General features: G+C 58.4%; 4 protein-coding genes and 1 pseudogene. 3 read left to right on the plus strand and 2 right to left on the minus strand.

The window, feature by feature from the left end; all coding sequences use genetic code 11:
• Positions 1–98 precede the first annotated feature (98 nt).
• Together Q1A44_RS21765 and Q1A44_RS21770 are read right to left on the minus strand one after the other, a co-directional pair.
• A complete protein-coding gene (locus Q1A44_RS21765; RefSeq protein WP_299629524.1) occupies positions 99–722 on the minus strand; it encodes a hypothetical protein in 624 nt (207 codons plus the stop codon).
• The gene (locus tag Q1A44_RS21770; protein ID WP_299629526.1) at positions 719–1,888 is read right to left on the minus strand and encodes a site-specific integrase; all 1,170 of its coding nucleotides are present in this window, start codon (positions 1,886–1,888) and stop codon (positions 719–721) included. Before Q1A44_RS21770 ends, Q1A44_RS21765 begins: the two co-directional genes overlap by 4 nt.
• 327 nt (positions 1,889–2,215) lie before the next feature.
• On the opposite strand from Q1A44_RS21770, the gene Q1A44_RS21775 reads away from it, so the two are divergent.
• The 3 genes and pseudogenes from Q1A44_RS21775 to Q1A44_RS21785 all read left to right on the plus strand — a co-directional run.
• A complete protein-coding gene (locus Q1A44_RS21775) occupies positions 2,216–3,931 on the plus strand; it encodes an ATP-binding protein (RefSeq protein WP_299629528.1) in 1,716 nt (571 codons plus the stop codon).
• Positions 3,928–5,214: a sigma-54 dependent transcriptional regulator gene (locus tag Q1A44_RS21780; RefSeq protein WP_299629530.1), complete on the plus strand. Its 1,287-nt coding sequence runs from the start codon at positions 3,928–3,930 to the stop codon at positions 5,212–5,214. The genes Q1A44_RS21775 and Q1A44_RS21780 overlap by 4 nt, the downstream gene beginning before the upstream one ends.
• 111 nt (positions 5,215–5,325) lie before the next feature.
• Positions 5,326–5,467, plus strand: a pseudogene (locus tag Q1A44_RS21785) (C4-dicarboxylate ABC transporter substrate-binding protein); the annotation flags it as partial.

Genomic DNA, 5,467 nt, shown 5'->3' on the forward strand with positions numbered 1-5,467 from the left:
GATTTGCCATTTTGCTTTTTGTCATAACCATCATCCTTACTTAAGTTGATGGTCTCCGACAAACCCGGAGCGATTCACACTACGGGGTCCTAAAAAAATCAGGTTCGTTTTTTGGTACTGAGTTTGGATCGCTCATCCCATTTCCTTGCGATAGTCGCATGGCTCATCTTTAGGGCATTGGCAAAGATGGGGATCAACGCCTCTTCATTTCTATATTTCTTGCTACTGCCAACGCCAATTTCTGGGAGCGCCTTGCTATACAATTCGAGAAAATGAGCTATGCGTCCGTTGCGCCGTTGCACCTTGTTTCGTGTATGCTCAGAACGCCTAAATCCGGGATTCTTGGATAAATAGTCTTTTGCAAACAGATAGATGAGAGCATCGAATGGTAACGCTTTAGATTGGACTTCTGGTTCTTTAAAAGCGGGCGGTGGCGGGCAAATTTTGAGTCTAAAGATATGACTTCTAACTTGGCCTGACAGTGCGCCCCATAGAGCCTTGTTGGCTTTGCACACTTCGAACGCATCTTCTGCATCCAGTTCGTCGAAAAGCTCAACTACTTCTTGATCGTCGCTGAGGTTAAACGCCTTTGCGTAGCTTTCGCTCATTCCTATAGTTCGTTCTACATGTTCGCTAATTTCACTTGGCTTCGCGCCCTTTAAATCTTGTTTGATTTTTGAAATTTTCTCTTCCGTTACGTCAAGCGTGCTTGTCAGTCTCAACTCGGATACCCCACAAAGTCAGCCCAGCGCTGCATGAGTTCACGCCGTTGTTCTAGGAAATCGGTGCGATTGTATGAGCGTTCCACCTTTCCCCCTACGGTGTGTGCGAGGCAGGCTTCGGCGACCTCCCAAGGCGGATTCGCCTCTTCGGAGCACCAAACACGGAAACTTGAGCGAAAACCGTGTGGACGAGCGTCCAGCTTTCTACGCTCCATCAAACGGGACATCGTGGCGTCCGAGATCACGCCCTTGCGGACATTTGGAAACAAATATCCGTCGCGCTCGTAGGGGCGGGCTTGTTCGATGACCTCGACGGCTTGGCGGGAGAGCGGGACGCGGAAATCCATGCCGGTTCCATTGCGGCCTTTCATGGCCTCTGAGGGAACCGTCCAGACATCACCGTCGATTTGATCAAGGCGAATATGGCGCAGGGGGGCAGATCGTGTCCCGATTGTGAGGATCAGAAGCCTGAGAGCCAACTGGGTTATTGTCCCCTCGTTGAGGGACCCGTAGAAGGCAGGGACATCTTGCCATGGCATGAAGGGCGTATGTTGAACCTTGTGGCGCTGGGCCCCGAGCAGAGCCTTTGCCTTCGCCACCGCTTGCATGTCGACATCCAACCCGAGCGCGGCACCATGCTGCATGCAAATAGAGAGCCGATCTATCGCTTTCTTTGCTGTTGCGGCTTTGCTGTGCCAGATCGGAGAAAGTGTGTTGCGGATGTCGATCTGGTCAATTTCTGCGATAGGAACTTTCCCGAGCTTTGGCAAAACGTGAAGTTCCAAAGGAGAGAACCAGCGACCAGCCTTACCGTCCCCCTTGAGTTCGGCTTTTCGGCTCTCGAAGCAGTCTCTCGCAATATCCCCAAAGATGTGCAGATGGCGCTCTGCCAAGCGCCGCTCTTTCTCGCGCTCTTTGATCGGATCAACGCCCTGTTTGGCAAGCGTTCGCCATTTTGTGGCAGCATCCCTTGCTTCCTTTAGGGAAACGTCACGAATAGAACCCAATCCCATTTCGCGCCGCCGTCCATGTACTGTGACGCGCAGGAACCATTGGGCACCACCATCGTCGCGAGCGTGTAGCCACAGGCCACCACCGTCGCTATATTTGCCTGCAGGCGCGGTCTTGACGAAAGCGGCAGAAAGCTTGTGCAAAGAATGGCCCATTTAACCCACCTTTTTACCCACCCTTACGTATGGGACTTAGCAAGGCGACATGCAATATGATGGGATAAAGAATTTTGCGTAAGCCATTATTTTAAATTGGTTTTGGGGTGAGGCGGGACACTGTGGAATAGCGCTTCAACGCGCTTCACCCGCACCACTTCCAAAATTTGTTTCCAAGCCTCTGGCATAGGCACAGGATGCGGTATCTTCCTTCCGGTCGCGCCGCGTGCCCATGTGGCCCGCTGCGTTTCTTGCAGGGTCGCTGCACTTTCCGCCACCGGCGCGCTTTTGGTTGATTTTTGCCTGCTCACCGGTCAGGTCAGGGGCATGCGCGCGATATATCTGATCCCTTTGGCGGCCATTCTGGCCCTTGCGGCCGGACTGCACATGGCGTCGTTTGCCTATTTCAAATCGCAGGAAATCGCCAAGGCCGCAGCCCGTTTGACCCTCTATCGCAGTACGTTGGAGACCGAGCTGCGCCATTTTGCGCATCTGCCGTTCCTTTTGTCTCTTGATCCGGTTGTGGCGAATGCCACCGCTGGCGGGCCGCCCGCTGTGCTGGATGCGCGGCTGGCGCGGATCGCGCAAAGTGCGGGCCTCGATGCGATCTATCTGATGGATGACACCGGGCTGACGATCGCGGCCTCCAACGCCCAAAGCCCGGGCAGCTTCAAGGGTCAGACCTATGGCTACCGGCCCTATTTCCAGGCGGCCCAGCAGGGCGAATTGGGAGAGTTTTACGGGATCGGGGCGACCACCGGAATTCCCGGCTATTTCTATGCCCTCGCAGTTCAGCCCCCTCAGAGCGAGGACCGCGGCGTCGTCGCGATCAAGATTGATCTGTCTCGCCTGCAGGATGATTGGCAAGCTTCGGGCGAGCGGATCATTCTGGCCAATGCGGATGGCGTCACCCTTCTGGCGTCGGACCCGGCGTGGCGCTACCGGACGTTGGGCCCTTTGACGGATGCGCAACGGGATCGGATCGTGACCTCGCGCCAGTTCGGCGGTGAAGCGCTGGATCCGTTGGACTGGACGGTGGATGCGGACAACCAGACCGCCCGCGTCGGAGACGCGCAGCTTTTGTACCTGAGCACGGCGGACCTGCCCAACAACTGGTCGTTGCACTTCTTCGTGCCGGGTGATCCCGCGACCACCCGCGCCTGGCTGACGACCGGCACCTTCCTCGCCCTTGTGTTGCTGAGTTTCAGTGCCCTTCAGGTTAACCGCTTGCGCCGGGTGCGCACGGCCCTTGTCGCGTCCGAGCGCGAGGAGGCCGCCTTGCGTCTGGCCAATGAGCGCCTTGCCGTCGAAATCGACGAACGGCGCACCGCCGAGGCCCGGCTGCAAAAGACCCAATCGGAATTGGAGCAGGCCGGGCGGCTTGCGGCCCTTGGGCAATTGGCCTCTTCCGTCACGCATGAGTTGGGCCAACCTATTGCGGCCATGCGCAACCAATTGGCCGCCTCCGAAATGCGAGAGGGGCCAACCACGCTCAATCACAAGATGCAAAGCCTCGTGGCGCGCATGGAGAACATCACCCGCCAGCTCAAATTCTTTTCCCGCAAGGGCCGGGACAGTTTCGAGGATTTTGATTTGCGGGACGCAGTGCGCGATGCCATTGGCCTGCTGGAGGCGAGCGTGCAGGCCCGCGATGCGCGGATCGACGTGCAGATGGCGCGGGGTGCGCTGATGCTGAACGCCAACAAGCTGAGGATCGAGCAGGTGATCACCAATATTGTGCGCAATGCCCTGGATGCGGTTGAGGGGGCGGCTGACCGTCAGGTGACCCTGACCATGGGTGGCTCGGATGATGCGGTCTGGTTCGTGGTGACCGATACGGGCCATGGTCTGGGTCACAGATCATTGGAGGATTTGCGCGAACCCTTTGCCACCACCCGCGAAAGCGGGCAGGGGATGGGCCTGGGCCTGACCATATCGGCGGGCATCGTGTCGGATCACAACGGGTCGATCGCGGCCCATGACGCACCGGGTGGGGGGGCCGTGTTCGAAGTGTCGTTGCCCCGCAACGGAGCAGTAGTATGACCCGCGTCTTGATCATCGATGACGACCGTTTGATGCGCAATTCCCTGGTCGATCTGATCGAGGCGTCGGGCTGGGTCGCCAAGGCGCTGGCCCGGGCGACGGATGCGTCCCGCTGGATCGCACAGTTCCAGCCAGATGTGATCCTGTCCGATGTGCGCATGCCCGAGATGTCGGGCCTTGAGCTGTTACAAAGCTTGCAATCAGCCCCGCCTGTGGTCTTGATCTCTGCCCATGGTGATATTCCCACGGCTGTCGCGGCGATGAACCATGGGGCCTATAGCTTTGTCGAAAAGCCTTATGATCCCAAGCGGTTGCTGTTGATCCTGTCTCATGCAGCGGACCAACACCAGATGCGCCAAAGCAACCGGCGCTTGAAGGAACGGTTGCAGCAATTGTCCGGGCTGGACCGTGTTTTACTGGGCCAGACCCCTGATATGCATCGCTTGCGCGAAACCATTGCGATGGTGGCGGGCGGTCAGGCATCGGTACTGGTGCAGGGTGAAACGGGCACCGGCAAGGATCTGGTGGCGCGGGCCGTTCACGATTTGTCGGGGCGCTGCGACGGGCCGTTTATCGCGGTGAACGCGGCCCAGGTCGGTGCCGAGAACCTTCCCCATGTGGCCCGCAGTGCGACGGGCGGCACCCTGTTTCTGGACGAGATTTGCGCGTGCCCCGCTGACCTGCAGCCGGTGCTCTTGCGGTTGATTGATGCGGGCGACGTGCTGGAGGCAGGGCAGGGCGCGCCCGAACGCGTGGATTTGCGCATTGTTGCGGCCACCAACGAAGACCCGCAAGCGGCGGTCGCCTCTGGCAGGTTGCGCCAGGATCTGATGTTCCGCCTCAGTGGCTTCAGCCTGGCCTTGTCCCCGTTGCGGGCGCGGCCTGACGATGTGACTTTGCTGGCTATGCGGTTTTTGCAGGAATTCGCAACGCTATACGACACAGCGGTGCCAGAGCTCTCCGAGGCTGATATGGCCGCCCTGATCGCCCATGACTGGCCTGGAAATGTGCGCGAATTGCGCCAGGTGGCCGAACGCTGCGTGATGATGGCCAAGCAGGGGCTGGGCACGATGCAGGATGCGATTTCGGGGGCCGGGCTTGATCCGGCGAACCGACCCGGTCTCCGCGAGGCCGTGGCCGCATTCGAGCGGCAGATGATCGGCAAGGCGATCCAGACCCATGACGGGCGCATGGACGACACCGCTGCGGCCTTGGGCATCGGCAGGCGCACCCTGAATGAAAAAATCGTCAAGCTGGGCCTGGATAAAGACGCGCTGTTGTAGCCTTGCGGAAATCCGCAGGGCACCGCGCAAGGCCCGCGCAGTTTTCTTCATGTGTGTGCCGGGCCGAAGTGCGCTTAACTGCCCCCAGAAATTTCTGGGAGGAAATCTAAAATGAAAAAGCACCTGAACCGTGCGGCCATTGCCGCGCTTGCAACCGCCTTTGCCACAGAAGCCATGGCCACTGAGTGGAATGTTTCTGTTTGGGGTAAGCGTCGTGCTTTTACGGAGCATGTTGAGAAGTTGGCGGAGTTGG

This window comes from uncultured Tateyamaria sp., from assembly GCF_947503705.1.
Classification (GTDB): Bacteria; Pseudomonadota; Alphaproteobacteria; order Rhodobacterales; family Rhodobacteraceae; genus Tateyamaria.

What these genes read in the sequence shown, in the direction of transcription:
- Q1A44_RS21775 (WP_299629528.1), top strand. Translation starts at nt 2,216, where the DNA reads ATGCGCGCGATATATCTGATCCCTTTGGCGGCCATTCTGGCCCTTGCG.
- Q1A44_RS21780 (WP_299629530.1), top strand. Translation starts at nt 3,928, where the DNA reads ATGACCCGCGTCTTGATCATCGATGACGACCGTTTGATGCGCAATTCC.
- Q1A44_RS21770 (WP_299629526.1), bottom strand. Translation starts at nt 1,888, where the DNA reads ATGGGCCATTCTTTGCACAAGCTTTCTGCCGCTTTCGTCAAGACCGCG.